This window comes from Rheinheimera tangshanensis, assembly GCF_014645135.1.
In the GTDB taxonomy this organism is placed as follows: Bacteria; Pseudomonadota; Gammaproteobacteria; order Enterobacterales; family Alteromonadaceae; genus Pararheinheimera; species Pararheinheimera tangshanensis.
Genome location: NZ_BMLH01000002.1, coordinates 371,278 through 395,655, shown reverse-complemented (window position 1 = coordinate 395,655; position 24,378 = coordinate 371,278). Strand labels below are relative to the sequence as shown.

27 protein-coding genes and 1 pseudogene are annotated in these 24,378 nt (G+C 46.3%); 4 read left to right on the top strand and 24 right to left on the bottom strand.

Annotation, left to right across the window (positions count from 1 at the left end; genetic code table 11):
* Positions 1 to 13: 13 nt before the first annotated feature.
* From IEW88_RS06380 to IEW88_RS18645, 16 genes and pseudogenes are all read right to left on the bottom strand, one after another.
* A complete protein-coding gene (locus IEW88_RS06380; RefSeq protein ID WP_229670331.1) occupies positions 14 to 766 on the bottom strand; it encodes a hypothetical protein in 753 nt (250 codons plus the stop codon).
* Between the two features lie 33 nt (positions 767 to 799).
* A pseudogene (locus tag IEW88_RS18870) lies at positions 800 to 874 on the bottom strand (prepilin-type N-terminal cleavage/methylation domain-containing protein); the annotation flags it as partial.
* Complete coding sequence (locus IEW88_RS06375; RefSeq protein ID WP_147903515.1) at positions 874 to 1,503, bottom strand: type IV pilus modification PilV family protein; 630 nt, start codon at positions 1,501 to 1,503, stop codon at positions 874 to 876. The gene IEW88_RS06375 and the pseudogene IEW88_RS18870, both read right to left, overlap by 1 nt.
* Positions 1,494 to 2,027 (bottom strand): pilus assembly FimT family protein, encoded by a 534-nt coding sequence (locus IEW88_RS18785; protein ID WP_147903514.1) that lies wholly within the window; start codon positions 2,025 to 2,027, stop codon positions 1,494 to 1,496. Before IEW88_RS18785 ends, IEW88_RS06375 begins: the two co-directional genes overlap by 10 nt.
* Before the next feature lie 10 nt (positions 2,028 to 2,037).
* Positions 2,038 to 2,580, bottom strand: a complete 543-nt coding sequence (locus IEW88_RS18830; RefSeq protein WP_147903513.1) for a prepilin-type N-terminal cleavage/methylation domain-containing protein — start codon at positions 2,578 to 2,580, stop codon at positions 2,038 to 2,040.
* A 36-nt stretch (positions 2,581 to 2,616) separates the two neighbouring features.
* Positions 2,617 to 3,270: a prepilin-type N-terminal cleavage/methylation domain-containing protein gene (locus tag IEW88_RS06360; RefSeq protein ID WP_147903512.1), complete on the bottom strand. Its 654-nt coding sequence runs from the start codon at positions 3,268 to 3,270 to the stop codon at positions 2,617 to 2,619.
* Positions 3,271 to 3,375: 105 nt separating this feature from the next.
* A complete protein-coding gene (locus IEW88_RS06355; protein WP_147903511.1) occupies positions 3,376 to 4,593 on the bottom strand; it encodes a type II secretion system F family protein in 1,218 nt (405 codons plus the stop codon).
* Complete coding sequence (locus IEW88_RS06350) at positions 4,593 to 6,338, bottom strand: GspE/PulE family protein (RefSeq protein WP_147903510.1); 1,746 nt, start codon at positions 6,336 to 6,338, stop codon at positions 4,593 to 4,595. Before IEW88_RS06350 ends, IEW88_RS06355 begins: the two co-directional genes overlap by 1 nt.
* Before the next feature lie 4 nt (positions 6,339 to 6,342).
* Positions 6,343 to 7,575, bottom strand: coding sequence for a tetratricopeptide repeat protein (locus IEW88_RS06345; protein ID WP_147903509.1), 1,233 nt, complete (start codon positions 7,573 to 7,575; stop codon positions 6,343 to 6,345).
* The gene (locus IEW88_RS06340; protein WP_229670329.1) at positions 7,572 to 8,504 is read right to left on the bottom strand and encodes an ExeA family protein; all 933 of its coding nucleotides are present in this window, start codon (positions 8,502 to 8,504) and stop codon (positions 7,572 to 7,574) included. The genes IEW88_RS06345 and IEW88_RS06340 overlap by 4 nt, the downstream gene beginning before the upstream one ends.
* Entirely contained in the window at positions 8,486 to 10,183 is a 1,698-nt protein-coding gene (gene mshL / locus IEW88_RS06335) for a pilus (MSHA type) biogenesis protein MshL (protein WP_147903508.1), read from the bottom strand. Before mshL ends, IEW88_RS06340 begins: the two co-directional genes overlap by 19 nt.
* Positions 10,180 to 10,503, bottom strand: coding sequence for a hypothetical protein (locus tag IEW88_RS06330; RefSeq protein ID WP_053424053.1), 324 nt, complete (start codon positions 10,501 to 10,503; stop codon positions 10,180 to 10,182). The genes mshL and IEW88_RS06330 overlap by 4 nt, the downstream gene beginning before the upstream one ends.
* Positions 10,481 to 11,131, bottom strand: a complete 651-nt coding sequence (locus IEW88_RS06325) for a hypothetical protein (protein WP_147903507.1) — start codon at positions 11,129 to 11,131, stop codon at positions 10,481 to 10,483. The genes IEW88_RS06330 and IEW88_RS06325 overlap by 23 nt, the downstream gene beginning before the upstream one ends.
* Entirely contained in the window at positions 11,128 to 11,742 is a 615-nt protein-coding gene (locus tag IEW88_RS06320; RefSeq protein ID WP_147903506.1) for a PilN family protein, read from the bottom strand. Before IEW88_RS06320 ends, IEW88_RS06325 begins: the two co-directional genes overlap by 4 nt.
* Positions 11,726 to 12,688 carry an MSHA biogenesis protein MshI gene (locus IEW88_RS06315; RefSeq protein WP_147903505.1) on the bottom strand — a complete coding sequence of 321 codons (963 nt, stop codon included), beginning with the start codon at positions 12,686 to 12,688 and terminating at the stop codon, positions 11,726 to 11,728. The genes IEW88_RS06320 and IEW88_RS06315 overlap by 17 nt, the downstream gene beginning before the upstream one ends.
* A 32-nt stretch (positions 12,689 to 12,720) precedes the next feature.
* A complete protein-coding gene (locus IEW88_RS18645) occupies positions 12,721 to 12,882 on the bottom strand; it encodes a hypothetical protein (RefSeq protein ID WP_229670353.1) in 162 nt (53 codons plus the stop codon).
* Here IEW88_RS18645 and IEW88_RS06310 point away from each other — a divergent pair.
* Positions 12,867 to 13,706 carry a 1-aminocyclopropane-1-carboxylate deaminase/D-cysteine desulfhydrase gene (locus tag IEW88_RS06310; RefSeq protein WP_229670349.1) on the top strand — a complete coding sequence of 280 codons (840 nt, stop codon included), beginning with the start codon at positions 12,867 to 12,869 and terminating at the stop codon, positions 13,704 to 13,706. The genes IEW88_RS18645 and IEW88_RS06310 overlap by 16 nt on opposite strands.
* Before the next feature lie 20 nt (positions 13,707 to 13,726).
* Here the strand turns inward: IEW88_RS06310 and IEW88_RS06305 are convergent, their stop codons facing one another.
* Positions 13,727 to 15,535: an EAL domain-containing protein gene (locus IEW88_RS06305; protein WP_147903503.1), complete on the bottom strand. Its 1,809-nt coding sequence runs from the start codon at positions 15,533 to 15,535 to the stop codon at positions 13,727 to 13,729.
* A gap of 171 nt (positions 15,536 to 15,706) precedes the next feature.
* On the opposite strand from IEW88_RS06305, the gene IEW88_RS06300 reads away from it, so the two are divergent.
* Positions 15,707 to 16,174 carry a GNAT family N-acetyltransferase gene (locus IEW88_RS06300; protein ID WP_053424047.1) on the top strand — a complete coding sequence of 156 codons (468 nt, stop codon included), beginning with the start codon at positions 15,707 to 15,709 and terminating at the stop codon, positions 16,172 to 16,174.
* Here IEW88_RS06300 and IEW88_RS06295 read toward each other — a convergent pair.
* Positions 16,171 to 16,872 carry a 2OG-Fe(II) oxygenase gene (locus IEW88_RS06295; RefSeq protein ID WP_053424046.1) on the bottom strand — a complete coding sequence of 234 codons (702 nt, stop codon included), beginning with the start codon at positions 16,870 to 16,872 and terminating at the stop codon, positions 16,171 to 16,173. The genes IEW88_RS06300 and IEW88_RS06295 overlap by 4 nt on opposite strands.
* An 18-nt stretch (positions 16,873 to 16,890) precedes the next feature.
* On the opposite strand from IEW88_RS06295, the gene IEW88_RS06290 reads away from it, so the two are divergent.
* The gene (locus IEW88_RS06290; protein WP_147903502.1) at positions 16,891 to 17,289 is read left to right on the top strand and encodes an acyl-CoA thioesterase; all 399 of its coding nucleotides are present in this window, start codon (positions 16,891 to 16,893) and stop codon (positions 17,287 to 17,289) included.
* An 84-nt stretch (positions 17,290 to 17,373) separates the two neighbouring features.
* Complete coding sequence (gene ggt, locus IEW88_RS06285; RefSeq protein ID WP_147903501.1) at positions 17,374 to 19,086, top strand: gamma-glutamyltransferase; 1,713 nt, start codon at positions 17,374 to 17,376, stop codon at positions 19,084 to 19,086.
* A 35-nt stretch (positions 19,087 to 19,121) separates the two neighbouring features.
* Here the strand turns inward: ggt and IEW88_RS06280 are convergent, their stop codons facing one another.
* The 6 genes from IEW88_RS06280 to IEW88_RS06255 form a co-directional block, all read right to left on the bottom strand.
* Complete coding sequence (locus IEW88_RS06280) at positions 19,122 to 19,877, bottom strand: arylamine N-acetyltransferase family protein (protein WP_147903500.1); 756 nt, start codon at positions 19,875 to 19,877, stop codon at positions 19,122 to 19,124.
* A gap of 19 nt (positions 19,878 to 19,896) precedes the next feature.
* Positions 19,897 to 20,223, bottom strand: coding sequence for a DUF2288 domain-containing protein (locus tag IEW88_RS06275; protein WP_053424042.1), 327 nt, complete (start codon positions 20,221 to 20,223; stop codon positions 19,897 to 19,899).
* Positions 20,224 to 20,289: 66 nt separating this feature from the next.
* Entirely contained in the window at positions 20,290 to 21,639 is a 1,350-nt protein-coding gene (locus tag IEW88_RS06270) for a sigma 54-interacting transcriptional regulator (protein ID WP_053424041.1), read from the bottom strand.
* 2 nt (positions 21,640 to 21,641) lie between these two features.
* Positions 21,642 to 22,217 (bottom strand): hypothetical protein, encoded by a 576-nt coding sequence (locus tag IEW88_RS06265; RefSeq protein WP_053424040.1) that lies wholly within the window; start codon positions 22,215 to 22,217, stop codon positions 21,642 to 21,644.
* Positions 22,214 to 23,632: a sensor histidine kinase gene (locus tag IEW88_RS06260; RefSeq protein ID WP_147903499.1), complete on the bottom strand. Its 1,419-nt coding sequence runs from the start codon at positions 23,630 to 23,632 to the stop codon at positions 22,214 to 22,216. The genes IEW88_RS06265 and IEW88_RS06260 overlap by 4 nt, the downstream gene beginning before the upstream one ends.
* A 204-nt stretch (positions 23,633 to 23,836) precedes the next feature.
* Positions 23,837 to 24,037, bottom strand: a complete 201-nt coding sequence (locus IEW88_RS06255) for a hypothetical protein (protein WP_147903498.1) — start codon at positions 24,035 to 24,037, stop codon at positions 23,837 to 23,839.
* Between the last annotated feature and the right edge of the window lie 341 nt (positions 24,038 to 24,378).

Below are 24,378 nucleotides of genomic sequence, written 5' to 3'. Positions count from 1 at the left end.
AGAAGCTAGGTGATTAGGGCACATTGGGAATATGGATCTCCTGATTAAAAAACAGATCATCCGCAAAATTACTGCTAAAGCTTAAAACCACATGGACAACCGAAGAGCGCTTTAGTACTCCATCTTCGTAGGAAAATGGCTTAAGGCTCTGGCTCGGATTGAAAAAAACATCAGTGGCCATCAAAGAGCCCGCTGCACTCCCCAAATCACTCACTTGTGGCAACTGCTGTAGAAGCCCATAATCATCAAATCTATAAATATCATGTAGATAGATATTAGTAGCTGCAGGTTTAGCCACTAAACAATAACGAACAGGAAAGTCCCAGATAAAAAAGCGTTGATTAGGTGAAGCCTGAGGAAAACCTATGAGAGTTGCCGAGTTAAATTCCAGTGTAACTCTTTGACCTGAGCTTTCAGCTACAGCTGTTGCAGCCTTGAGCTCTAAGGTTCGGCTTTTACTGTAATAATGCTCAGGCTGTGTGGGATACACAGTGATGAAATCACCTTCAGCAATCAAAGAGGAAAAATTCGTTACACTGTTACTTTGACCACTAAAAAATGTCATATCTAAAGCTGTTGCGGCGTTAACACCTGGCAGTTCTGTATAACGTCCGGCAAACTTCAGCGGAATAAACTCGACACAACGTCCATCGCTGGAAATACGGACACTATTGGGTAACGCATTACGTAGCTCACGGGTTAAGCGTTCGATCACAAACCTGCTCTGACTTAATAAACGCTCGCGGTCGGCAGATTGTGCATACATCTCTGCTCCATTGCGCAAAAATCCCAGGCTGAGCGTAGAAACTATGCCCAAAAGAATAATGACCAATATCAGCTCAACTAAACTAAAACCCCGCGAAGCGCTTACCATCACCAGTTCCCCCTGTAAGCGGAAAAATCTATGGTTTCACCAGAGGGTGTTGTAATACTTACCACTATAAGTTTGAGTTGTCGCTCCAGACAAAACTGATAAGGATCAGGAGCTAGAGTACAGTTTTGGTTATTGATGATGCCATCCCTGTCACCGTCATAGCCCACTCTGACAGCAACCCCATAATTGCGGTAACTGGCCAACAGTGAATTATCAATAATATTTGCGATAGCAGCGCCGTCAGAGCTGAAGCCATCAAAATCATCGACATCATCAAAACTCTGGCGATCTTCACAACTGCTTCCACTACAATCTGCTGGGAAAACCAATGAGCCCGCAGCAAGCACTGGTGTAGTGCAAGACACAGAGCCCTGCTCTGCACTGGCATCACAGCGATAGCCGCCACCAGCGCGATCGGAGTTTTCATCAAAAGAACGGGCAAGGATCTCATTTAAAAAGCTATGCCCTAGCTCGGCGGCCCGGACTCTGTGCCAGGGATCTGCGCTTTGCTTATACAGAGGCCCCAAGCTCGCGGTAATCACCAGCAAGGCAATAGCGAGCACCACTATACCCACAATGATTTCAATCAGAGTAAAACCTTTGGGTAAAGAAAAGGGCTTTAGGTGCATGTGTGAATAAAGCCTTCAGATTCAATACATACTGCGGCATTAGTGACGCCCCGAATAACAAAACGGACACCATTACCGTTAAACAAAGCCTGAGATAAATTAGTATCTTCCACAGGTTTGCCAAGTGAGTTAAAACGAAAACGCAAAGGAGGACTAAGTTCTGCGCCACCATTACTGGCGTTAAATAAACTTAACCTAATGTCACTGCCAGAAAGAAGCAGCTGATCGGCATCGTTTTGCTGCCCAAGACTAAAAGAAGATGTGGTGCTACAAGGATTTAGTGCTGCGGAACCTAACTGCGAAGCAGTAAAAAGTACCTGATGGCAGGCATTAGGATCGGTGTTTTGCATGGCCCGATTTTGCATCAAACGCAGCACAGCTATTAATTGATCCTGAACTGTAATTTCCTCGGTGCCAGCTTTACCCAAAAACTTAGGTAAAGCCGTGACCGAGAGAATGGCAATCAGTATCATCACAACAATCAGCTCAATCAGTGTAAAGCCGCGTTGCATTGAATACTTCATCGCCTATGTCTTAGTTACAACCAGTGTTCTTCACCACCACTGAGGCAGCTACAGTGCTCGTTGCCGGCGTATATTCAACACGACAATCTGCATTTGTTAAATCTGCAGCATTATTAGCAATAAAAACTTTGGTTCCCGCCACAGGCGTTGCGCCGCCAGTCGAAGGCTCAAGAGCAACTGCAATACCATCACTGAACTCGGCAATAGCTGTTACGCTCGCTGTATCAAGTGCTGGAGAGCCGTAGGTGAGCTTGAATTCGTTAGTATCGCATTCATCATTGCTTGTGCCGGCATCCGCTATAACGACATTACTATTAGCATCAAGACAAGCTAAAACAGCTTTATTTAAACCAGCAATAATAGCTTTGCCTTCCACTATCTTTAAACCAGACTTCAAACTACCTGCAACGCCATCCAGCACTGAAGCTTTCGCATCACCTTGGAAATTCAAAAAACGTGGTGCTGCAGTCACAGCCAAAATACCCAAAATGACGATTACGATGATCAATTCAACTAAGGTAAAACCTTGTTGAGTTTTATTGATAGATTTCATACTTCTTCCCTATATTTAGTAATTAAAATTTATAAATTAAGCTTTGTTCTTGAATACAACGACGCTGCCCGTCGCTGGATTATATTTAAAGCCATTCAGATTAGCTTCGTCACCAGGAGCCGGTCTCGCATTAATACCTGCCACCTGATAGTAAAAACACACATTTGCAGAGCTAGGAGTTGTGGTTGCAACGCCTTCCTGTACAAACAAAGTAGCGGCAGAATCACGAATCGCCTGAAGAGTCGGGGCTGTAGCACTGGTTGCCACTACAGAAGCTGGTCCGTTTTGTAAAATGACATTCAGTATTTCCTGACAACGCGCATTAGTAATATCGGTAATCTCGCTACCGTTATCATCATCTGCGGCCCCAGTCGGGTAACCCCGGCTAATACCTGCAGCAGTGCTGGTACCATCAACCAAAATACGCACGTTATCAATAGACACGCTAGTTGTATCAGTGTCATTTCCCGCGCCAGTAGAACCATTAGCAGAAGGACGGCCCTCTACTTCCCATTGGCCACGCACTAAGCCAACAGCAGATGCGAAGCCGCCTGCGATACCATCAATGGATGCCTGTTCAGCCTGCTCAGTAACATCCAAAAACCGCGGCAATGCCGTGGCTGCTAATAATCCCAAAATTATCACTACAATGATAATTTCGATAATAGTGAAACCGCTCTGTCGTCTCATTTTATTAACTCCATATCTTTATTTGTTAGTTTATCGCTAATTGCGTCTATTTTACTCACTATTATGAACTTGTCTTACATTTTTTTCATTTTTACCGATTATTTACTAACTACCCTTGTATGCGTTGAGCATATCCCACATCGGGGTAAAAATGCCTAAAGCTAAAATCAGCACCATACCCGAGACGATACAAATTAAAATAGGCTCAATTTTTGCCGTCAGTGACTTTAGATCATACGCCACTTCTCTTTCGTAAAAAGATGCGACTTCAGTCAACATATCGTCAACCTGGCCTGTTTCCTCGCCTACCGCTAACATTTGCAGCACTAAAGGCGTAAATAATTCACTTTGTACCGCTACCCTCAACAAGCTTTCGCCACGCTCAATATTTTTCCGCATCTCGCGGATTTTTTCTGCCATATAATCATTGTCTACAGCTTCGGCGACCAGCGTTAAAGCGGAAGTTAAAGGTACACCGGCTCTGAGCATCATAGAAAAGCTGCGGCTAAAACGCCCTAATGTGGCCCTGACAATAATAGACCCCATCAAAGGCGTTTTTAGTTTCCAGTAACTCCACTGATAGCTGCCTTTCTCCGTCTGTAAGTAAAGTTTCAGCGCCCACACCAGACCTATCAGCACAGCCAGCATCCATTGCCAGTAATTAACAAAAAGATTAGAACTGGCCAGAAGCACCTTAGTCGCCCATGGTAACTCCGTATTAAATTTGGCAAACATAGTGGCAAACTGTGGTATCACCAACATATTCATCAGCACCATGGCAACAGCAATAGCAAAAAGCACAAAAGTTGGATAGCGGGTGGCTTGTTTAATTTGCTTTTTAGTTTCCATCTCCTGCTCAAAATAGCTGGAAAGTTGCAAAAAGGATTCGTCTAAACGGCCGGTATTTTCCCCCACATGCACAATGGACACTACCAAACGACTGAATATTTTCGGGTGCTGTGCCATAGCCGCGGATAAGGTGCGGCCTTTTTCTAACTGCTCGGCTAAATCGAACAACACCTTATTCAACGCAGCAGAACTGGTACTTTCGGCCAAACCAACAATAGCGCGGATAATAGGAATACCAGCTTTCATCAGCGAGTACATCTGACGCGAGAAAATAATCAGCTCGGTCATACTGACCAGCTGCCAGGGCCAGACAATAGCTGTACCGGCCTGTTTCTCTTCCTGTAGTTGTATTTTGATAGGGATCTGACTACGTTGTAACAACAGATCAGCCACAGCGGCTTCACTACTGGCTTCAATACTACCGCTGACAGACTGACCTTGCCTGTCTCTGGCTGTGTAACTGAAGGTGGCCATTAGTTAGCGTCCCATTCTGCAACATCCGTAACAAGAGGCTCTTCCAGTTCCAGGTACTCAGAGACTTTAATCACTTCTTCAATACTGGTCAGGCCCTGCATGGCATAATCCAGCGCCATATCCCCCAAAGGCCGGAAGCCCTCGTTGTTGCGGGCTGCGATGGCAAAACCTTCGGCATCACTGCGACGCAATGCATCCGCCAATTCACGGTTCATCACCAGTAACTCAAATACGCCGATACGGCCTGAATACCCCGTGTAGTTACAGTTCTGACAGCCTTCACCGCGCCAGAACTGCTGGTTCGGTGTGATATGCTTATGCTGTAACCAACTGATTTCAGAGGAATCCGGTGTGTAAGTTTTTTTACAATGAGAACATAAACGCCGCACCAGCCGCTGCGCCAGAATAGCCCGCAGTGCGCTGGCTACTAAATATTCAGCAGCCCCCATATCGATTAAACGTAAGGTACTGCTGATGGCATCGTTGGTGTGTAACGTGGATAACACTAAGTGTCCTGTTAAGGCACCTCGTAAGCCAATTTCTGCCGTTTCCTGATCACGCATCTCACCGACCATAATGATATCGGGATCCTGACGTAAGCTGGTTCTTAATACATTGCTAAAGGTCAGGCCAATTTTGTGATTAACCTGGACCTGATTAATACGGGGCAGACGGTACTCCACCGGGTCTTCCACCGTAATAATTTTATTACCTTCTTTATTCAGCTCGCTGAGCATGCCGTACAAACTGGTGGTTTTACCTGAACCCGTTGGGCCCGTGACTAAAATCATACCGTGAGGTGTTTTTAAGATACGGCGCAAACGTTTGAGCAGCGCATCCGGCATGCCGGTTTGCTCCATGGTCAGTAACCCTGCGGATTGGTCCAGCAAACGCATCACCACCGACTCGCCATATTGCACAGGCATAGTCGACATCCGCACATCTATAGTGCGGCCTTTAATCTTGATTTGAAAACGGCCATCCTGCGGCAAGCGTTTCTCAGAAATATCCAGCTGCGCCATCAGCTTTAAACGCAAGACCAAAGCCGGCACTATGCTGACTTCTTTTAAGACGTTTTCCTGCAACACACCGTCTACCCGCTGGCGAATGCGCAGCAGCTTTTCATCCGGTTCGATATGAATATCCGATGCCCTTACCTGGACTGCATCTTCGAAAATAGATTGCAGCAGTTTAACAATAGTGTTGTCGTTGTCTGTTGGATCGCTTGAGGCACCAAAATCCAGAATATCGGTTTCGGCATATTCCTCTTTGAGCTGAGTGGCAAAACTTTCAATTTGTTTGGTACGGCGGTACAAACGATCAAAAGCACTGATCAGCTGACTTTCCCGCACTATGGCGATAGAAATGTCTTTTGGCGCCAGCATAGGCGCAATCTGATCAAGTACAGACAAGTCGGCCGGATCGCTCATACCCAACAACACAGAACTGCCCCGGTCTTCCAACACTAAAGCGCGGAAACGACGGGCATGCACCTCGGGCAGCAAAGCCACAGCTTTGGGGTCAATTTGCTGCTGGTTAATATCCAACAAGTCCACTTTGAGTTGCTGGGATAAAAACTGCAGCAACTGATCTTCAGTTAAAAACTGCATATCAATCAGGCTGCTACCCAGCTTACGGCCTGTTTTTTGCTGCTGCGCTAAAGCTTGCTGTAATTGCTGTTCGGTGATGATATGTTCATGCACCAACAAATCGCCAAGCCGCATTTTCAGTCTGGGTTTTAACATAAAATCACTCTAACGCCGCGATGCGTTTTTTAACATAGTCCAGGCTCTGGGCCGATAAACCGACACCATTTACAGCCACCTGACGGTACGCATGCAATGCCTGTTCAGAGTGTGACATCGCATCGTAACTTAGTGCCATTCCCAACCACCAACGTGCCTGTTCAGGTTGCTGACGAGCCAATTGCTGAAACACCTGCACAGCCTGAGGATGTTGACTGTTTTTTTGCAAGGCAGCGGCTTTTAATGCATAAAAGTCAGTGTAATTAAAAATATCAGGTTCATATTGCAAATAACTTAAAGCTTTGGCCCAGTCCTGTTGCTTTAGCGCTAACGCCGCCAACGCCATAGAGAGTTTTGGATCCTGTATGCCAGAAGCCAGAGCCTGCTCCAGAACCTGCACAGCGGCAACATCATTGCGCTGAACTTGCGCCAGACGGGATAACTCGAAATAAGCTTCGCTGCGGGAAGGTTCAAGCTGGCGTATCTGCTGCCACAACTCCGTTGCCTGAGTGAGCTTGCCAATAGCTTCAGCTTTTTGCGCTTTGTTTTTCAGTAAGTCTTTTTGCTGTTCTGGGCTTAATTGTACTTTTTCAATCGCCAGAGAGCGGGGTTTATCTGAAGCTTGTGGCATATCGTTCCAGTCAGGTTCGATAGCAGTTTCAGACTCTGCGCTAAAGTCTCCGCTTTGGTCGAATTCGTTGACCTGCACTTCGTCTGTTGCCTCTGTATAGGCCAACGAAGTTTCATTGCTGGCAGCAGGAACAGGTTCAGCCAAAACCACTTCTACGACTCGTTCTTCAGCGACAGGCTGATTCACAAAAGGCTGTAACTCAGGTTCAGCAACTTTAACAGCTTCTGTAGTTGGCTTGTTAGCCAGCTGAGCTGCGGCCTCTGGTGATATGCGGGTAGCCACCACATCCTGCAGGCTGACAGGTTCTGCTGGAACAGTAGTGACTGCCGCCAGGCTTTGCGCCTGTGGTACCAGCTCTGCGACATCAGCAAGCGGATGAACCTGACCTTTTTGCAGATCAGAAGCTGTAGGAGCTAATTCAGTATGAACGGAGAAACGTTCCATATACCAGGCCTGACCACACCAGCCTGCCAATAAAGCCAAAGGAACCGCAACCCATACAAGCCACTGAGATTTTCGTTGAGCTTTAACCCGGCTAAAACCGTTGTGCTGTTGTTGCTGCTGTTGTTTATCCAAATCACGCAGCATCTTATTGATCACGCTCATATCCACAACTCCCTGAAATACCAGGCAGCAGCGGCAGCGCCCACTAACACTGAGACTAAAAGTCCACGCAGTACATCACTTAAAACGTAGCTGTGCTGTTGCACATCTTCCGTATCTTTTGCGGCATAACGTAAGTGTTTGGTATCGACCTGCAGCTTATTTTCGCCAAAGGCCAACATCAGGCCTTTATGACTTAATACATTCACTAAACGTGGGATACCTCTGCTGTATTTCCAGATAGCTTTTAATGCTCCGGTTGAAAACAGCGGCTGGCGGACACCCGCTATCTCACTACGAGTGTTGACATAAGCCTGCACCTCGTCATAGGTCATGCCTCGCAGTAAATAGGAAAAGCTGACGCGCTGGCGTAATTGACGAAATTTATAACTGGCTAAGCGTTTGTCCAGCTCTGGCTGGCCAAACAATACGACCTGCAGTAATTTACGCTGCTCAGTTTCCAAATTCGTCAACAAACGCAGGGCTTCCAGTGTATCGTCAGGTAAAGCTTGCGCTTCATCAATAATAAGTACCACTCTTTTGCCTTCAGCAGCCAGCGCTACTAAACGATGCTGTAGCAATTGAACTAACTGCTGATTATCTATCATATCAGCCTGCTTTAATCCAAGCTCTGCGGCAAAAGCCCAGCGTAACTCCAGTGGAGACAAATAAGGGTCGGGAATGTAAGCAATCACCCAATCGTCTGCTGCTTCATTCATCAGCTTGCGGCAGAGCATAGTTTTGCCCGTGCCAACCTCACCCGTCACTTTGATAAAGCCTTCCCCTACATCCAAGGCTGTAGTCAGTACCTCTAACGCTTCATGATGCTGAGGCAAATCGACATAAAACGCCGTGTTAGGCGTCAAGCTGAATGGGGTCTGCTGTAAACCAAAGTGGCGTAAATACAACATAATCAGTTCTTCGGATACCATTGATCAATCAAATCGGCAGATTGTTTCAGCTGTTGCTGCATAGCGCTGCCGGACGATACTGTAGGTTTGATCAGAATAATCAGCTCTTTTTTCCGTTCTACTTTACTGATACTGGTAAATAATTTGCCCAGCAATGGCACAGAGCCCAGCACTGGCACCTTAGATTCACTGTCACTGATAGTGGATTGCATTAAACCGCCTATCACCACAATTTCACCATTACGGGCTTTAATAATAGTGTCGGATTCACGGATATTGGTTTGAGCCGAAGGCAGAGTATAAGCGCTGGTACCGCCTAAGTTGATCGACTTGCTCAGCTCTGTGGTCTCGGACACTGATGGGTGCACATGTAAAATGACATCACCATCGACGTTAATCTGAGGCGTTACATCCAAAGCAATACCTGAGAAAAAAGGTTCCAGCTCCGGAATAGGGACGTCTCTGGTAATGCCTGTGCCAGTTCCTGTGGTATCAGCCAGATTCGAGCTGCTGCTGACCCCAGTGACATAATATTCATCAGAGCCTACTTTAATTACCGCTTTTTGGTTGTTAATGGCGGTAACACGCGGACTGGACAGCACCTGAGCATTACCTTGAGTTTCCAGCAGGTTAATCACACCACTAAAATCATCGCCTTCAAAACCTATGCTGCCTAAGCCGCCGATCTGAGCGGTGATATTATTTCCCAGCGTAAAGCTGTTATTACTGAAGTTGATATCTGTAGAGCCAATGCTTCCGGCGATCTGGCTCCAATTAATGCCTTGCTGATAATCGTCATTTAAGGTCACTTCAATAATTTTTACTTCCAGTATCACCTGACGCTGCAAACTGGCTTCGGTTTGACCTAAATAAGCCCGTACAGCTTCAATTTCAGCCGGCAAACCACGCACAGTTACTAAACCAGCCTGCGGACTAACCACCACGGCTCTGTCCGGCCCTGATCCCATCACCCCTGTAATAGCCTCTTTTAAGTCTTTCCAGAAATCGGTTTCGCTGGAACTTTGCACTGAGCTGCCATTGCCTTGCCCATTCTGGCCGTTTTGCCCATTCTGGTTATTACCGTTTTGATTGTTGCCGCTCTGGTTGTTGTTACTCTGGTAAGAGTTTTGGTTATTATTGGAATTGCCGTTGCTGTTGCCATTCTGAGACGAAGAAATACCACCGGCAGTGACAGAAATAGATGAACTGCCTGAACGTTGCATCAATAAATAATTCACCGGGATAGTTTCAGTGCGCAGTCCACCAGGCATCACCTTGTAAATCGAGCCCACTTGCTGAATATGGTAACCATAGAGTTGCTCAATCACGGCAAAAGCTTCGTTTAAAGTCACTTGTTTTAAATCCAGCGTGATCTGGCCCGAAACAGCCGGATGGATAGCTACGCTGTAGTCTGTATCTGCGACTAAAGAAGTAAAAAAGTCTGCAACTTCCACATTGGCGGCAGCTACATTAAAACGAGGTTGAATGGCCTGACCTTGCTGCATAGGGGTAGCTAAGGCTAACAAATCCTGAGTCACACTGTCTGGCACCACAGGAGCCGCGGCTTTGGGTTGTTTTTGCGCTTCAGTTAACGCCGCTTGTGCCTGTTGTGGCACCTTCGTTTCCTGTAACCCCTGACACGCAGCCAGACTTAAGCTGATGAAAGCTAATGTGAAATAGTTTTTCTTAAAATAATTCATTGAGTTTTCATCGCTTTAAACAAACTTAAGGTTAAACGCTCATTCGCTTGCTGTAACACCACCTGTTTCTGGTTAATGCTCAGCACCCTGTAACCATCAATTTCATCACCCTGCTTCACTGACTGGCCATTAATCAATGCCATCTGTTGTCCCTGCACGTTTTTAATCAGACCTAATTTAAATTTAACGCTCTGATCTGACTGAACAGGATCCGCGGCCACAGGCACAGCCATGGCAACATCAGGTTTTGTTGGATCTGAAGCAGCCTGCACCGCCACACTCAGAAGCAGCAACAGGCTACAACTTAATATAACTTTCATTATCGCTCACCGTCAGTAAATGCAAAGTCAGCTCTGCATCAGGATATTCAGTGACTTTATAGTCAATACTTTGCCAACCTAAAGACCAGGGCAACGCATCAAGACGCTCCAGCACCGCTGTTAATGCAAAATAGCTGCCCGTCAGAACCACAACTGTCGAATGTTGATAAATAACTGCTTTATTATCAGTGCCCTGCTCTGCGAAGGTTAAAGGCACAGGAGGGTTGGCAATCACTGATTTCATCTTGACATTCTTGCTACTTTTTAACACATCCTGCAGTACAGAGGCCATGCGCTCAGAACCTATAAAGTAGCTGGTCAGTTTGGAAATCTGTTGTTGCAGCTCTTGCTCCTGAAGCTCTAACGCCTCTAACTCCTTTTTGTAATTAGCATCCAGATCTACTCCGGCCTGCTGCTCTAATGCAGTTAAGGTATTGCTGTGCTGCTGTGTAGCCAGAGTGGCGCTGGTGATTTGCTGCTCCACTTTCCTTAGTTCTTCAAAAGCAGGTACTAAAAGTTGCAGCATAAAGAGCCATAAAGACAACAGCAAAGCCCCAATCAAAGCTGTGTACTTTTCCCGCTCTTTTAACGCGCTGAAACGCTCTGACATTTGTTGCCATGCACTCATGGTTTAGCCTCCGCAGTAGTCAGAACCACCGCAGAAGATGTGACTTTAAAAGCTAAAGCCTCTGTATTTTCCTGCTGTTTAATCTCAAATTGAGAAAAGGTATGGCCTTTAAAAAACGCTGTGCCGCCTAATTTGTTCAGCCATTGCGGCAATAATTCAGGCTCTGTGACATAACCACTAAACTGGCTGCTGCGGGCACTTAAACTGAAGCTATCTAACCAAAAGCCTTGCAGGTCGATACCGGCCAGATACTGCAATACAGGGGAATATTGCACTGAAGTTTTTAATTGCTCACCTTGCACAAATTGCAACAGCTTTTGTTTTTGCGCTATGGTCTGGTTCAACTCAGTACGCCGTTTCACCAAAACCGGAGCTGGCTGGCGACTCCCAAGTGAGTCCTGAAGTTGTTTTATTTGCTGTTCCTGACGTTTCACTTGCTCTTGTAATACTAAAAGCTCAGATTGCTTCGAGGCAGCCTGCGCATTCATCAAAAGACCAATAGCCAGCAATGCAGCACACAAGCCTGACGTACTGCCAATCAGCAGCTTTAAACTAATCTTCTCTTTGACAGGCTGTAAAGCCTGCACATAAAGGTTAACCCGCAGCTTCAAGGTTCACCTCCAGTTGTGCGCACAGTGGTTCGATAGCTCCGGCCAAAGCCAGCCAATACAGGTTAAACTGCTCTGCTGACATCTGTACACCCGCATCTTTGGCAGAAAGGGCGAAGACCTGGGAAAATCCATTTTGCACAAACAACTGCACTACACCGCTCTGGTTACTATTGACCAACAACAACGCAATTTCTTTCACCGGAGCCTGCTTTAACTGCCCCTCGAAATAATCGATAGAGCGCTGTAACTCCAACAACAAATTATCAAACACGCCTTGTTGTAATTCGTCCAGACTGTATTGGTCCAAACGATTAAAACCGCGTAAACGCCGGGAAAAACAAAGATGCCCCTGCTGTAAAATTTGTACAGCCAGGTCCTGGCCACTTTGATGCGAGACCAGCATCAGTGCCTGATTCTTAGCAGGTAATAAGTTTCTTGCTAACCATTCTTCGGGTTGGATCCCAACTAAGTGCAGCTTATTTTGCGTAAACAGAGCCACTATGTCAGCCAGCCAGCTTTTAGAACTGACCACTACATTGACTTTGACGCCCAGCAGTTGGTTTTGTAGAGGCAAATCCAGATAATCCAGCACCATATCATCGTCAGGCAAAGTCACTAAGTCTTTAATAGTCCAGGGCAAGGCTAATGAGATCTCTTCATCAGGCACAGCTGGTTTATCAATCTGCAACACCATATAACGCTCAGGCGGGATTACTAGAGTACAGTGGCAATCCGAAGGTAATTTTGCCGCCACTGCTTTAAAAGCAGCTGATAATTGTGCAGAGGAACTAAATTGCTCCTGAAACATTTGTTCAACCCGGATTTCAGTTGCAGGTTGCCGGCTGACAACAACAACCTTTAAACTATTGGCAGATAAATGAACGCCAGCAAATACATCGCTTGATTTTTTGGTGATTTTTAACTGCGCCAATAGCTTTGTTAACATAACGGCAAATACTACCTACTGTGCTTTTTAAATTATTGTAACTCTAAATCATCGCAGAAACGATAAAAATGATAGAAATTTTGCACCAGATTGACCACTACTGATGAAACTAAGCTCTTATTTACAGTGGAAAAACCTTCAACATCCTGTTTTAACTGAGTATCAGACGGAACTTTGGCTGCGTTATACCTCATGTAACAATCCAGACATATCCGGTAATAAGTTGTTGAAGCTAAAATACCAGCTCAAGCAAGCACTGCAACAAAAATATCCAGGGCTACTGACCTTTGGCGGAGCTTTTTCTAATCATTTAGTTGCAACCGCAGCGGCAGCGGCGGAGCATAATCTTAAAAGTATTGGCATAGTCCGGGGCGAAGAGGTTGATATCAATAACCCGACGCTGACGTTGTGCCGTTCTTATGGCATGCAGCTGATCCCTGTCAGCAGAGAGCTTTATCGCTCTCGTCACGATCAGCCCTGGTTAGAGCAATTGGCCAGACAATTTCCAGATTATTTCCAGATCCCGGAAGGCGGCACCTGCAAAGCCGCGGTGCAAGGAGTCAGTGAACTGGATATGTGCAATACCCCTGCTGGACCCGCTTCTTTGCTGATCTGCGCTGTAGGTAGTGGAGGCACCATAGCAGGCCTGATTCATGGCGCCCAAAATACGCCCGTATTGGGTATCGCTGTGGTCAAGGATCCAGGCTTACCGGACAAAATTAAGCAATTTCTACCTGCCGACCACTCCTGGCCGGAATGGCAGTTAGTCCAGGCTTTGCATCAGCCACGCTATGGCCACTTTGATCACCAGTTATGGCAGTTTTGTTTGGCGTTTACAGATCAGGCTGTTCAGTTAGAACCTATCTATACCGGCAAGGCCCTATATACAGTATTTGAACTTATTAAAAGCGGCGTAATTCCAGCCGGCAGCCGCTTGAGTTTTTTCCATACAGGCGGTTTGCAGGCTATCAAAGGCTTGGCATACCGTGGTCTGCTGCCTGGCTCTGAGCCGGCCTGATAACAGGCCTTATCGGAGCCTTAATCTGACAACTGGTTCTGTGCAATAAGACGAGCCAGTGGCTGACTAAAATAATACCCCTGAGCTCCCGTTACCCCTAATTTTTTCAGACATTGCCATTCCAGATCCTGCTCCACTCCTGTCGCTATCACTTTAATATCCTTGCCAACACAAGACGCCAATAAACCCCGGATAAATAACTGTTGCTCCAGCTGATGATCAACTCCGCGCACTATCGCAGGGTGGATTTTTAACATTCTGATAGGTAACTCATCGGTATAAGGGGTGGTATCCAGACTCAATCCCACGTGATCAACAATTAATTCAAAGCCCCATTGCTGTAATTGTAATAACTTGGGTTTCAGGTTTTTATAATGTTTGATTAAGTGATGTTCGTGAAACTCCAATGCCAGATCCGCTGTCTCCAGGCTGCCTTGATTTACCTGTGCGGTCAGCCAATGCCACCAGCCCTCATCCAGCAAAGACTGCACATTTAAGTTCACACTGCAACGGCAGTGCTCAAGCACAGCGGTCTCAGTCAATTTAGCAACCTTGAGTAATACATACTGGTCGATAGCCCCAGCTAAACCACAGTTGGCAGCCATAGGTAAAAATACAGCAGCAGCTAATTTTTCTCCATCACTACCGGCCAGCCGAACTAGCACTTCGTGTTGCAACACATCATTATCCTGCCAACAGAATACAGGCTGAAAGCTCAGCAAAAACCTATGTTCTTTCAACGCATTATGTAATTCAGTCCGCCACCAGACAGAACCTTTGATTTTTGGTTTTTGTGGATCGTTAAAACCATAAGCAGCGTTAGGTCCCTGTAACTGAGCAGTCTTTAAAGCCATATCTGCTTCCGCCATCAATTGATAAGAACTCTGTCCTTGCTGGTACAACACAAAACCAATATGGACTAAATCAAAATCCTGACATTCAGCAAAAAAGTTAGCCTGACTCAGTACCTGAGCCAGACGATCACCCAGTTGTTCGGCCTCTTTCCCGTTCAATCCTGGGATCAGCAAAGCGATATCATTTTCGGCCAGCCGGGCCATCACAGCTTCAGGCCAACCAGAGACCAGTTCAGCGATTAATTCCACACAACCTCTTAAACGTTGCAGCTTGATCAGATTGGATAAATGAACTTCAGGGTGAGACAACTGCACTATAAACACAGCGCCGCTGTTTACTTCCCCACTCTCAGTTAAATAGTGATTGAGACGACTTTCAAAAAACACTCTGTTGCCTATTGCCAGCTCGTGATCAACCAGGCCTTGTACCCGCACCAACTGGCGAATTTCACTGTCACGTTTTTGCCAGTTTTGTAGCTTCAGTAATACTCGCTGTAACTGAGTAACAGGATTCGTTTCCTGATGAAAAGGTAAATCCAGATGAGTCAGCAATAACTGAGTTTGTTGCTCAAGCTGCTGTAGTTCTTGCCGGAATTGTTGCTGATAAGGCCGGATCCACACTAGCCAGGCCAACCAGATCACAAAAGGCAGATTCAGTAACAGATAATCCAGAGCTGTCCAACTCTGCACCAGTTGTGGTGCCAGATGTAATACCGGATTTGTGCCATCCAGAGCAACAAAATCAGCTGCAGCTTTGGGTGGGCTGGATAAAAGTTTTAACTGGCCTTGTTCACTGACTAGCCAGGCTTGATGCGTGAGCGGTTGTAATTCCAGCCATTGTTGCCATTGCTGTTGACGTTGTTGCAGTTGTAACTGACCTATTGCATAAAAGCTGCAGTTGATCAGCAGTACAACCAACAGACTAAGCAGCTGCTGCCAGTAGCGCTTCTTTTGAACTATCTGACTTAACCACATCCCAACTCCTTTTGCCGCTGCCTATCCAACGCCTTGAGTAAGTGTGGTGCAAGTTTGCTCTTTATGCCGATTTTTTTACTGTGCTTCCGTATCCTTTTCACAACCAGACAAAAGCAAGGGGACTTTGATATAGTAAAAACCAGAACCATAAAAAAATAACGGGACAGACAAATGGAATGGCAGGTTGCAGGCTTTAATCAACTGGATTCGTATACGGTGTATGCCATGCTGCAATTAAGAGTGGATGTATTTGTGGTGGAACAAAATTGTCCTTACCCAGAGCTGGATAACAAAGACCTCCATCCGCAAACCCGGCATATACTGCTGAAAAAAGGCGACAAAATTTTAGCTTACGCCCGGGTATTGGCCCCTGGGGTCAGTTATGAAAACAGCCCTGCCTTAGGCCGTATCTGTGTGTCACAAACAGCGCGCCGTCTGGCGTTGGGCCGCGGTTTAATGGATAAAGCTTTGGATGTAGCCAGCAGTTGCTGGCCTGATCAGGAGATCCGTATTTCTGCTCAGTGTTACCTGCAACGATTTTACGAGTCCTTTGGTTTTATCGCCTGCAGTGAACCTTATCTGGAAGATGATATTCCACATTTAGAGATGGTTCGTCCGATAGCTGAATCTGGTCACTAGGCGTTTGTACCGTATAACTGTTCGGCACGGTTAAACAGTACCCAACTGGTTAATATGTACTTATCATCCGACACCGGAACACAGCCCCTGTGCGTGTGAGTAAAGTAAGCCGGCGCTATCACCATACGTCCGGCTTTAGGTTGAATAGCTTTATTCTGATAATAAAACTCGGTCTGGCCACCTTCTGCTACATCATTTAAATAAAACATAAACAACAAAGTACGATGCAAGGGCTCATTATTCGGGAGCTGCGGATAGACCTCTGAGTGCCAGTAACCATAATTGCCTTTACCTTGCTGATATTTTTGCATTTGTATTGGGCCAAGCCGATACAAACTGCGCATAAAGTTTTCGGCCTGAGGAGCACCAAGTTGTGGATAATTTTCGGCCGTCACAGTGACCATCCGCTGTTCAGTCGGATGAGCAACTGTCATGCTGACGGGGCCAATTAACGCAAAATGATACTTTCTGAAATAGTCCGCAATATAAGTGGTGGTGTACTTAATAATCTCACTCAGCGCCGGGTGATACTCCTGAAACTGATTCAAGTACAAGTCGGTACTCAACTTTTTACTGGTGTCGACGCCACCACCAGTGCGCCCAGCTGTTGTGTGAGGGCTTTGCTCAAATAGAGTGATCAGTTGCTGACAAAAATCACGGGGTAATACATCATCGAACACTTCAATAAAATCATTCATAGTTTTTAGGTTATTGTTATGTTTAAAGAAATTATTCAGCCACGATTTAACGAGACAGACGCCTTAGGTCACATCAACAATACAGTGCTGACGCAGTGGTTTGAAGGGGCCAGAGACCCTATTTTCAAATTATTTACACCTGATCTCAATACCAAACAATGGCGGTTAATACTCGCCAGCATCAGTGTGCAGTTTAAGGCAGAGCTATTTTATGGTTTACCGGTCGAACTTCGCACTGGAGTTAGCATGGTTGGAAACAGTTCTTTTGAAATTCATCAGGAAGCCTGGCAGCAAGGTCGGTGTTGTGCTTTAGGAAAAGCCGTACTGGTGCAATACGACTTTGACGCCAAACAAAAACTCTTACTCAGCCATGAACAAAAAGTCAGCTTGAACGCACATCTTATTTCAGCCAGCTAATCAGGGTTTTGGTCGCGTGCCGCTGGTAATTTCAACAAGTCCTGATTAGTTTGAGTACTCCTGTATTTCAGAGGCACAACCAGAATGAAAAAACTCCTGCTCTGCAGTTTGATTGCATTATCCCCTCAATTAATAGCGTATGACCGAATTACCGGCGCTGATTTTGCCAGCCGCTCAGAGGTAATAGCGCCCCACGCTATGGCAGCGACCAGTCAGCCATTAGCCACTCAAATTGCTTTAGATATTATGAAACAAGGCGGCACAGCGGTAGATGCTGCCATAGCCGCCAATGCAGCATTGGGTTTAATGGAACCTACGGGCAATGGTATAGGCGGCGACTTATACGCCATTATCTGGGATGGTAAAACCAATAAAATCTACGGTTTAAATGCCTCAGGTCGTTCACCTAAAGGTTTAAGCTATAACCAGTTAGCTAAAGAACTGAAAAAGCTCGATCGAAAAGACATCCCGCCTTATGGCATGTTACCGATCAGCGTACCTGGTGCCGTTGATGGCTGGTTTGAGATGCACCAGAAGTTTGGCAAATTACCTATGACGCAAATTCTGCAACCTGCCATTACTTATGCCGAACAAGGTTTCCCGGTCAGTGAGCTGATTGCGTATTACTGGGACAGGTCTGTTCCTCGCTTAAAAGACCAGCCGGGTGATTTTGTTGGCACTTTTACCATCAATGGTAAAGCGCCAGCTAAAGGCGAGCTATTTAAAAACCCTGATTTAGCTGCCACTTATAAAGCCATAGCCACAGGCGGACGCGATGCCTTTTACAAAGGTGATATCGCTAAAAGTATCGACGGTTTTATGAAAGCCAATGGCGGTTATCTGCGGTATGAAGATTTCGCCAGCCACAAGTCAGACTGGGTGGACCCGGTATCCGTCAATTACCGTGGTTATGATGTCTGGGAATTACCGCCAAATGGCCAGGGCATAGCGGCTTTGCAAATGTTACAAATTCTGAAGAATTTCGATTTAAAAGCCATGGGCTATAACAGCGTTGAAAGTATTCATACCTTAGTAGAGGCGAAAAAGCTGGCTTTTGAAGACAGAGCCAAATATTACGCAGACTCAGATTTTAATAAGTTGCCGGTCAAAGGCCTTATTTCTGAAGCCTATGGTAAAGAACGCGCTAAGTTAATTGGTCCCAAAGCGGCGCAACGCGTCGATGCAGGTAATCCAGCCGCCTATCAGGGCGATACCATTTACCTGACTACAGCCGACAAAGACGGCACTATGGTGTCACTGATCCAAAGTAACTACCGCGGTATGGGTTCAGGTGTGGTTGCGCCTGGTACCGGCTTTGGTTTTCAGGACAGGGGCGAGATGTTCTCGATGGACCAAAAACACGTGAATGCCTATGAACCAGGCAAACGCCCTTTCCAGACTATTATTCCGGCCTTTATCAGTAAAGATGGCAAACCACTGACCAGCTTTGGGGTGATGGGCGGCGCTATGCAGCCTCAGGGCCATGTGCAGATTGTGGTGAATATGGTCGATTATGGTATGAACCTGCAGGAAGCAGGTGATGCTGCGCGCTGGCAACATCTGGGCAGCACTGAACCAACAGACGCACAGCCTCTGTATTTAACTAACGGCGGTTATGTTCAACTGGAAAAAGGGGTGCCATACGAAACGGCTCGTGAACTGATGAAAAAAGGCCATGACGTTCGTTATGGTTTAGGGGAATTTGGTGGTTATCAGGCCATTATGAAAGACCCTAAAACCGGAGTGTATTACGGCGCTTCAGAATCCCGTAAAGACGGCCAGGCTGCAGGGTATTAATAAGAAAGGGCAGAGTATACACTCTGCCCTTTTCTCTAACTCAACAACTGCTTTAGTATGTCTTCCCGCTGCTGCGGGCTTAGTTGCTGTACTTGTGTGCCATCAGCTCGTATTTGTTTGAGCTGATCGCCCAGCAGGATATCGCGGCCTTGTTCATGGTGTTTAATCACTAATAACTTCTGTACAAAAATCGTATCCGGATGAGTGGAGTTCAGGTAGTTGGCAGGCATAAAATCGACCCACTCGCTCTCATAAGGCTCAAAACCAAACTGACTTAACCACTGGCCATCCACCAAGGCCTGCACCACATAAGCACCGCTCTGCTCTGTGGTTAAACGGAACTGATCAAAGTCTTGCTGCTGGATTTGTTCTAACGACGATAGAGCTATAGGGGCACGAATGCCGTAGCTGCCAAAACCTAAATCACAGATCCACTGGTCACCCTCTGCTTCCACCAGCAACACCATATGAGTTTTAGGCCGGCGCACCGGATAAAACATCGGGCGACAGGCGATAAACTTGTAGTGAAAACCCAACGCCTGTAATGCCATCGCAAAAAGGCCATTGACCTCATAACAATAACCACCGCGGCCCTGGCCTATTATTTTGTCGACTATCTGTTCAGGCACCAGAGAGACAATTTTACCGGCTTGCACATCGAGGTTTTCAAAGGCAACACTAAAGAGCTGAGCACGCATCAACTTTGTTAAAGTGTCAGCACTGAGCTCTAAAGGTCCAGTATAACCAATACGCTTGAGGTAGGACTCTAACTGGAAATTTTCTGCATACATAAGGGATTGACCTGCGTAGTTAATGAGTAGCTTGAGCTGCTTTGTCCTGTACCAGAATCCAGGGAGAAATCACCACGGCCCACAGTTCGGCTTTTTGTTCCACCCAAAGCTGGGCTTGTGTATCAGCTACTCTGTCGACTAAACCAGCTTGCAGCCAGTTCTCTACTGCTGCTTTATCATCCTGACTAAAGGCAAAAGCCACATCCACTAAATCCAGTTCGGCAGAAACCTGCACCACAGAACCGGCCGCATAAAACTTTTGCAGCTCCAACCAGTTGATGCGGGCTGTTTCGCTGATGATTTTCGCTTTCAGTACGTCAGGTTCTACATCAAAATTTTCGTGCATAAATCAATCTCTCGGGGTCAGATCACATTGTGCGCTTTAAACAATGTGATCCGACCCCATTTTCGGTTATTCCAATTCATCGCTTTGCTCGGACACCTGAGCTGCGCTGAGTTCGTGCTTTTTCAGCAGTTTGTGAAAGTCTGTTCTGTTGCGCCCGGCCAGCTCCGCAGCCCGGGTCACATTGCCTTCAGCCATTTTTAACACCCGGATCAAATACTGGCGTTCAAACTGATCACGGGCTTCGCTTAAGGTCGGCCAGAAACTGCGGTTTTGTGACAGCGCCTGCTCAACTAAAGCGACACTCAACACCGGGCTTTGGGTTAACGCCACACATTGCTCGACCACGTTCACCAATTGGCGCACATTACCAGGCCACTGAGCTGTCACCAGCGCCTGCATTGCATCTTCGGAAAAGCGGTTCACCTGCACGCCATGACGCTCTGCATTTTGTTGCAGCACATGGCGAGCTAACAATGGAATGTCTTCAGCCCGCTCTCTTAAGGTTGGCAGCTGCAAATTCACCACGTTTAAGCGGTAATACAAGTCTTCACGAAAGCTTTGTTCCTGCATCGCCTGTTTTAAATCACGGTGAGTCGCCGACAATACCCGCACATCAATAGGGATAGTCTTGGTACTGCCGACAGGACGTATTTGCCGCTCCTGCAAAGCCCGCAATAACTTCACCTGCAATGGCATTGGCATATCACCAATTTCATCAAGGAACAAAGTACCGCCGTCTGCTTCGCGGAATAAACCTAAATGCTCGTTCACTGCACCAGTAAAAGCCCCTTTGGTGTGACCAAACAGCTCGGACTCCAGCAAATGCTCAGGCAAAGCACCACAGTTAATAGCAACAAAATGGCCTTTCGCTCTTGGACTGGCTTTATGAATAGCCTTAGCCAGCATTTCTTTACCTGTACCACTGGCGCCTGTGATCAACACACTGACATCGCGTTGCGCCACCCGATAAGCCTGATCCAGCACCTGCTCCATTACTTTACTGCGGGTGATAATATCTGCACGCCACTCATCTTTACTCGGCACATGGGACTGATGCACCGCCTGCGCCAAAATATCACGTAAATCGTTGTTATTCAGTGGCTTAGTTAAAAAGCCAAACACACCACGCTGCGTTGCAGCTACGGCCTCTGGAATAGAGCCGTGTGCTGTCATCAACACCACAGGTAAACCGGCGTGACGTTTAGCGATTTCATCAAACAAAGCCATACCGTCTAAACCCGGCATCCGCAAATCACTCAGCACTACATCGACTTTGTTTTTACCCAGCAATACCAAAGCAGTTTCAGCGCAATCGGCACTGATCACCTGATAGCCTTCACCTTCCAGACGCAGCGTCAGTAAACGCAATAAGCTGGGATCATCATCCACCAGCAATAACCGGGCGCCATTGCTCATGCTTAATTTCCTGTTTGATTTAATTTGGCTTCGATCTGCGTCAGCGCATCAATTTTCTTTTGTAAGTCTTTGCTTTGCCGACGCAATCTGTCCAGTTGTTCTTGTTGCTGTGCATTTAAACGCGATAACGCAGTCACTGCAGATTCGCTTTCCAGCAACTTCTGGTTATAGGCTAAATCCCAACGCAATAAATCGGCTAAACCTTTAGGTAAAGTGGTCAGTTTGTCATTTAACTGAGTCTGAGCGGCAAAACGAACCGTATAAGGACTGTCAGGATGCAGCTTAATCAATAAGGTTTGTAAGGTCGTTACAGGACTGGTTTTGAAACTACGTAATAACAGATCGCGCTCTGCCACCGGCATCAATAACAACTGGGCACGAAAATCACGCCAGGCTTGCAAAGTTAATACATCGTCAGCAATAGCCAGTTCAGCCTTTATCGGTTTAGGTGGTTCCACTTGCTGGGTTTGGGCGGGTTCAACTTTGGGTATAGTTTTATTCACCACTGGTGCCACAGGCTTCACGCCCTGACAGGCTGTTAACACCAGACAAAGGCCAAGACTTAACCAAACTTTCATACCGCATCCTCAACTAAAGGCAAACGCACCTGAATACACACATCGGCGTAATTCACATCGATAATTTCTGCCAGACCACCTAATAAACGGGCGCAGTCGGCGACAATAGATAAACCTAAACCTGAACCTTGTACCGCATCAAAACGTGGGGCTTTGCCGCGTTGGAAAGGTTCAAACAACTTAGCCCGCAATTCAGCAGGGATAGGAGTGCCGTTATTCGCCACATCTAACAACATAAACTTATCATGTTGACGCAAATTGACCCAGACATTACTGCCTTCGGCACCATAAGCCTGTGCATTGTTAATCAGGTTATCCAGAATACGCCGGAATAACATCGAATCGGTGTAAATACGAGGTAACTGACAGTCCAGCACAATTTTTTGCTCGCGTTGCTGCAAAGATAACGCATGATCGTTAAAGCAATTTTGCAGCAAGGTTTCGCTGTCATGCCAGTCAAACTCAGGTTTTGCTTGCTGCAGTAACTTGTTGTAATCCAGCAGCTGTTCCGTCAGCACACTCAAACGGTCCGCACTGCCATTGAGCAAACTAACCACTTCCATTTGCTGCGCGTTCAGCGGTCCAACCAACTGTTCGCTCAGTAAAGCACAACCTTCGCGGATACTGGACAAAGGTGTTTTAAGTTCATGAGATGCATGACGCAATAAAATAAGCCGCAAAGCTTCCAGTTGTTGTAAACGTGATGCCAGCCAGCGTAACTGCTCACCCAGTTCGGTCAGTTCACGTGGGCCATCCACTTTGTCATGCGGGAAATGATGGCTGGCCTGCCCTATAGAACGGATCATAGTGTCGAGCATTTTTACCGGTGCTGTAATTCGGGCAGAGGCCCACAGCACCATCAATAAAGTCAGTACCACTAAAGCTACTGTTTGCCAGGCCAGATGACTTTGCGCCTCTTCGGCATACACCTGTTGCTGCTGTAATCGTTGTTCCAGCAAGGCCCAAATCACTTGCGTCAGTTGCACCTGCTGCTGGCGGATTTTTTGCAGAATAGGGCTTAGTTCTTCATTACTCTCGTGTAAGTAGCTGTCAAACAACAACTCCAGTTGTTTTTGTTGCTGCGCGCACAGCACAGGCTGCGCCAGATTCAGACAAACGGAACCCAGATTCTGTTGATAGTTATTCAGGTGAGTGGCCGCCAATTGAGACAAGGCATCGGTTTTCAAAATGCTGAACTGCAGCACTGAACGTTCAATGTCATTGACCAGCTTTTGCATATTTTCAGCACGGCGTACATTCGCCACCGAACTCTCGGCTTCAGCTATGGCATAACGACTGACATCGGATAAAGCACTATGACTTTGCCATAACAGCACCCCAAGTGGGATTAACGCCATAAAAAAGCTGAGTAAAACAAACTGCCGCAAGGAAGCAGGCTGAACAGGCATTCGCATCAGGACAGGGTTCCACGAAAAATCAGACGCTTATCATAACGGATTTACAGAAGGAGGTTAAGCGCCATGGATGACTGCGAATAAACAACCGTCCGGAACGATTTTTAACAACGCACCGCGTTAGCCCCTTGGGGTGCTCTGCAATCCTGCAGAGCATAAAAAAAGCCAGTCAGAGACTGGCTTTCATCTATTTACAGCAACTACTTAGTTAGCAGCTTGTTCCAGCGCAACTGCAGTGCGGGCTTTGCGTACTTTAGCAGCAGTGCGGGCATAAGCATCAGCGGCCTGAACACGCTCTAACTCTAAAACTGCATTGCCGTTTAAATCAATTTTGCGCATGTAGGTTACAAATACAAAAGCGTTCACCATGAAGAATGCGATAGCTGCGATTAAAAATAAGTCCATAATTCACCCCGTCTTTACTACTGTTCATTTCAGCGTTTTGCTGAGCCTGCCGGTAAATTAGGTAAGAGTAACAACTGCGTACCTCTTACCTAATTTACCGTTACGAACTAATATATGCAGAGTCCGTGCCAAGTCTTAAAATTAATTTTTAAACGTTAAATATCAATAACTTAAATTAAGTTGAATTCATTTTAGGCTGAAACTGAACAGAAACTCCAAAAGATCTGTCGCTAATTAGCAACAGCAAAATAGAGCTTGAAATAATACTTATATATTTCAATGGCTTAGCATGTATGCTTTTTGCGACACTTTTGTCAGGATTTATTAAGAAGCGATAATTT

Coding starts and splice junctions, on each gene's coding strand:
- IEW88_RS06380 (WP_229670331.1), bottom strand. CDS start 766: ATGTATGCACAATCTGCCGACCGCGAGCGTTTATTAAGTCAGAGCAGG.
- IEW88_RS06375 (WP_147903515.1), bottom strand. CDS start 1,503: ATGCACCTAAAGCCCTTTTCTTTACCCAAAGGTTTTACTCTGATTGAA.
- IEW88_RS18785 (WP_147903514.1), bottom strand. CDS start 2,027: ATGAAGTATTCAATGCAACGCGGCTTTACACTGATTGAGCTGATTGTT.
- IEW88_RS18830 (WP_147903513.1), bottom strand. CDS start 2,580: ATGAAATCTATCAATAAAACTCAACAAGGTTTTACCTTAGTTGAATTG.
- IEW88_RS06360 (WP_147903512.1), bottom strand. CDS start 3,270: ATGAGACGACAGAGCGGTTTCACTATTATCGAAATTATCATTGTAGTG.
- IEW88_RS06355 (WP_147903511.1), bottom strand. CDS start 4,593: ATGGCCACCTTCAGTTACACAGCCAGAGACAGGCAAGGTCAGTCTGTC.
- IEW88_RS06350 (WP_147903510.1), bottom strand. CDS start 6,338: ATGTTAAAACCCAGACTGAAAATGCGGCTTGGCGATTTGTTGGTGCAT.
- IEW88_RS06345 (WP_147903509.1), bottom strand. CDS start 7,575: ATGAGCGTGATCAATAAGATGCTGCGTGATTTGGATAAACAACAGCAG.
- IEW88_RS06340 (WP_229670329.1), bottom strand. CDS start 8,504: ATGGTATCCGAAGAACTGATTATGTTGTATTTACGCCACTTTGGTTTA.
- mshL (WP_147903508.1), bottom strand. CDS start 10,183: ATGAATTATTTTAAGAAAAACTATTTCACATTAGCTTTCATCAGCTTA.
- IEW88_RS06330 (WP_053424053.1), bottom strand. CDS start 10,503: ATGAAAGTTATATTAAGTTGTAGCCTGTTGCTGCTTCTGAGTGTGGCG.
- IEW88_RS06325 (WP_147903507.1), bottom strand. CDS start 11,131: ATGAGTGCATGGCAACAAATGTCAGAGCGTTTCAGCGCGTTAAAAGAG.
- IEW88_RS06315 (WP_147903505.1), bottom strand. CDS start 12,688: ATGTTAACAAAGCTATTGGCGCAGTTAAAAATCACCAAAAAATCAAGC.
- IEW88_RS18645 (WP_229670353.1), bottom strand. CDS start 12,882: ATGAGGTATAACGCAGCCAAAGTTCCGTCTGATACTCAGTTAAAACAG.
- IEW88_RS06305 (WP_147903503.1), bottom strand. CDS start 15,535: ATGTGGTTAAGTCAGATAGTTCAAAAGAAGCGCTACTGGCAGCAGCTG.
- IEW88_RS06300 (WP_053424047.1), top strand. CDS start 15,707: ATGGAATGGCAGGTTGCAGGCTTTAATCAACTGGATTCGTATACGGTG.
- IEW88_RS06295 (WP_053424046.1), bottom strand. CDS start 16,872: ATGAATGATTTTATTGAAGTGTTCGATGATGTATTACCCCGTGATTTT.
- IEW88_RS06290 (WP_147903502.1), top strand. CDS start 16,891: ATGTTTAAAGAAATTATTCAGCCACGATTTAACGAGACAGACGCCTTA.
- ggt (WP_147903501.1), top strand. CDS start 17,374: ATGAAAAAACTCCTGCTCTGCAGTTTGATTGCATTATCCCCTCAATTA.
- IEW88_RS06280 (WP_147903500.1), bottom strand. CDS start 19,877: ATGTATGCAGAAAATTTCCAGTTAGAGTCCTACCTCAAGCGTATTGGT.
- IEW88_RS06275 (WP_053424042.1), bottom strand. CDS start 20,223: ATGCACGAAAATTTTGATGTAGAACCTGACGTACTGAAAGCGAAAATC.
- IEW88_RS06270 (WP_053424041.1), bottom strand. CDS start 21,639: ATGAGCAATGGCGCCCGGTTATTGCTGGTGGATGATGATCCCAGCTTA.
- IEW88_RS06265 (WP_053424040.1), bottom strand. CDS start 22,217: ATGAAAGTTTGGTTAAGTCTTGGCCTTTGTCTGGTGTTAACAGCCTGT.
- IEW88_RS06260 (WP_147903499.1), bottom strand. CDS start 23,632: ATGCGAATGCCTGTTCAGCCTGCTTCCTTGCGGCAGTTTGTTTTACTC.
- IEW88_RS06255 (WP_147903498.1), bottom strand. CDS start 24,037: ATGGACTTATTTTTAATCGCAGCTATCGCATTCTTCATGGTGAACGCT.